1 protein-coding gene is annotated in these 2,355 nt (G+C 77.5%); it reads left to right on the plus strand.

The window, feature by feature from the left end; all coding sequences use genetic code 11:
- Positions 1-114: 114 nt before the first annotated feature.
- Positions 115-2,355, plus strand: a 2,241-nt coding sequence (locus C3489_RS37960) for a ComEC/Rec2 family competence protein (protein ID WP_103786675.1), incomplete at its 3' end; no start/stop codon positions are given.

Consider the following 2,355-nt stretch of genomic DNA (forward strand, 5'->3'; position numbering starts at 1 on the left):
GGCCGCGGGGCTCGGTTCTGCTCGCGGTGCGGCGAGGGCGCCCGGTGCACGCGCCCGGACCGGCGGCGGAGGCCCACCCCGGAGCCCGCGGGGCGGGCGAGGGCGGGCGCGACCGTGGCCGCGGTCCTCCTGTGCGTGGCCGCCGCGGCCGTCTCCGCCGCTCTGCACGGCGCGGATCTGCGCCGGGGGCCCGTGCTGGCGCTGGCCCGGCAGTACGCCACCGTGACCGCGGAGGTGGAGGTCACCTCCGACGCGCGGCTCACCCGGCCCCGGGTGAAGGGGGACCACCTCACCGCGCCGTCGGTGGTGATGGAGGCGGAGGTCAGGGCGGTCGAGGAGCGCGGCGGAACGCGGGCGCGCACCCGGGCTCCGGTGCTGCTGATCGTGGACGCGGGTCCACGGGCCGGGGCGGCAGACGCCGACGAACGCAAGCCGAGCGACGCGGGCGGCGAGCGGAAGCCGAGCGGCCCGGGTGCCGAGGGGGCGTCAAGCGGCGCGGGCGACGAGCCGCGCACGGCCGGCACGGACAGACCCCCGTCACCGACGACCGCCCGAGGACCAGCCGTCGATGACGCAACCCCTCGCTCGCCATGGCTGGAGCTGTTGCCGTCCACCACGGTCCGGGTGACGGGGCGGCTCGCCCCGCCCGTTCTCGGTGGGGAGCGGGTCGCGGCCGTGCTGCGGGTGCGGGACGCGGGCGCCCCGCGGGTCGTGGCAAAACCGTCGGGCCCGCAGCGGCTGGCGGGGCGGCTGCGGGCCGGGCTGCGGCAGTCGACCGACGGACTGCCGGCGGACGCGCGGGCCCTGCTGCCCGGGCTCGTCGTCGGGGACACGTCCCGGATCACACCGCGGTTGGACGAGGCGTTCAAGGAGACCGACCTCACCCACACCCTGGCCGTGTCCGGCGCCAACTTCACCATCCTCCTCGCCCTGCTCCTCGGTCCGCCCGGCCTGGCGCAACGGGCCGAACGCCGGGGACTGGCACCCCGACTGGGCCTGTCCCTGCGCACGACGGCCCTGCTGGGCGCGGGACTCACCCTCGCCTTCGTGGTGCTGTGCCGGCCCGACCCCAGCGTGCTGCGGGCGGCGGCCTGCGGGTCCGTCGCGCTGCTCGCGCTGGCGACCGGGCGCCGCAGATCGCTGATCCCGGCGCTGGCCACGGCCGTGTTGCTGCTGGTCCTCTACGACCCGTGGCTGGCCCGCAGCTACGGCTTCCTGCTCTCGGTGCTGGCGACGGGAGCCCTGCTCACGATCGCGCCGGGGTGGAGCCAGGCGCTGCGGCAGCACGGGGTGCCGCCCCGCCTCGCCGAGGCGCTGGCCGCCGCGGGTGCCGCCCAGGTGGTGTGCGCGCCGGTCGTGGCGGTGCTGTCGGCCCGGGTGAGCCTGGTCGGGGTGGTGTGCAACCTGCTCGCGGAGGTCGCGGTGGCACCGGCGACGGTGCTCGGGTTCGGCGCGCTGGCGACGGCGCCCTTCGCGATGCCGTTGGCCAAGGCGCTGGCCTGGTGCGCGAGTTGGCCGGCCCGGTGGATCGCCGGCGTGGCCCGGACCGGGGCCGCCCTGCCCGGCGGCGGCCTGGACTGGCCCGGGAGCTGGACCGGGGCGCTGCTGCTGGCGCTCGCGACGGGGGCGGCGGTGCTCGCGGGACGGTGGCTGCTGCGGCACCCCTGGCTGTGCGGGGCGTGCGGGGTGTTGCTGCTGCTCTTCGTGGTGCAGCCGCCCCCGCTGACCCGGGTGGTCACGGGCTGGCCGCCGCCGGGCTGGCGGCTGGTGATGTGCGACGTGGGGCAGGGCGACGCGACGGTGTTCGCGGCCGGCGAGGGCAGCGCGGTCGTCGTGGACGCCGGGCCCGATCCCCGGCCGGTGGACCGGTGTCTGCGCAGGCTCGGCGTCACCCGGATCCCGCTCGTCGTGCTCACCCACTTCCACGCGGACCATGTGGCCGGGCTGCCCGGTGTGCTGCGCGGCCGCGCGGTGGGGGCGATCGAGACGACCGGTCTGGAACAGCCCGCGGACCAGGTGAGGTTCGTGCGGAAGGAGGCGTTCGCGCGGCGCATCCCGCTCATCCGGGGCGCCGCGGGGGAGGAGCGCAGGGTCGGTGGGCTGTCCTGGCGGGTGCTGTGGCCGCGACCCGGTCCGGTGCCGGAGATGGACGGTCCGAACGACGCCAGCGTCACCCTGCTGGTGCGGTCGGCGGGGCTGCGGGTGCTGATGCTGGGGGACCTGGAACCGCCGGCGCAGCAGGCGCTGGCGAACTCGGAGGCGGCCGCGTCACTGCGGGACGTGGATGTGCTGAAGGTGGCCCATCACGGCTCGGCCCATCAGAGCCCGGACCTGATACGGATGGCCGCCCCGCGG

Source organism: Streptomyces sp. Ru71, assembly GCF_002920535.1.
Classification (GTDB): domain Bacteria; phylum Actinomycetota; class Actinomycetes; order Streptomycetales; family Streptomycetaceae; genus Streptomyces.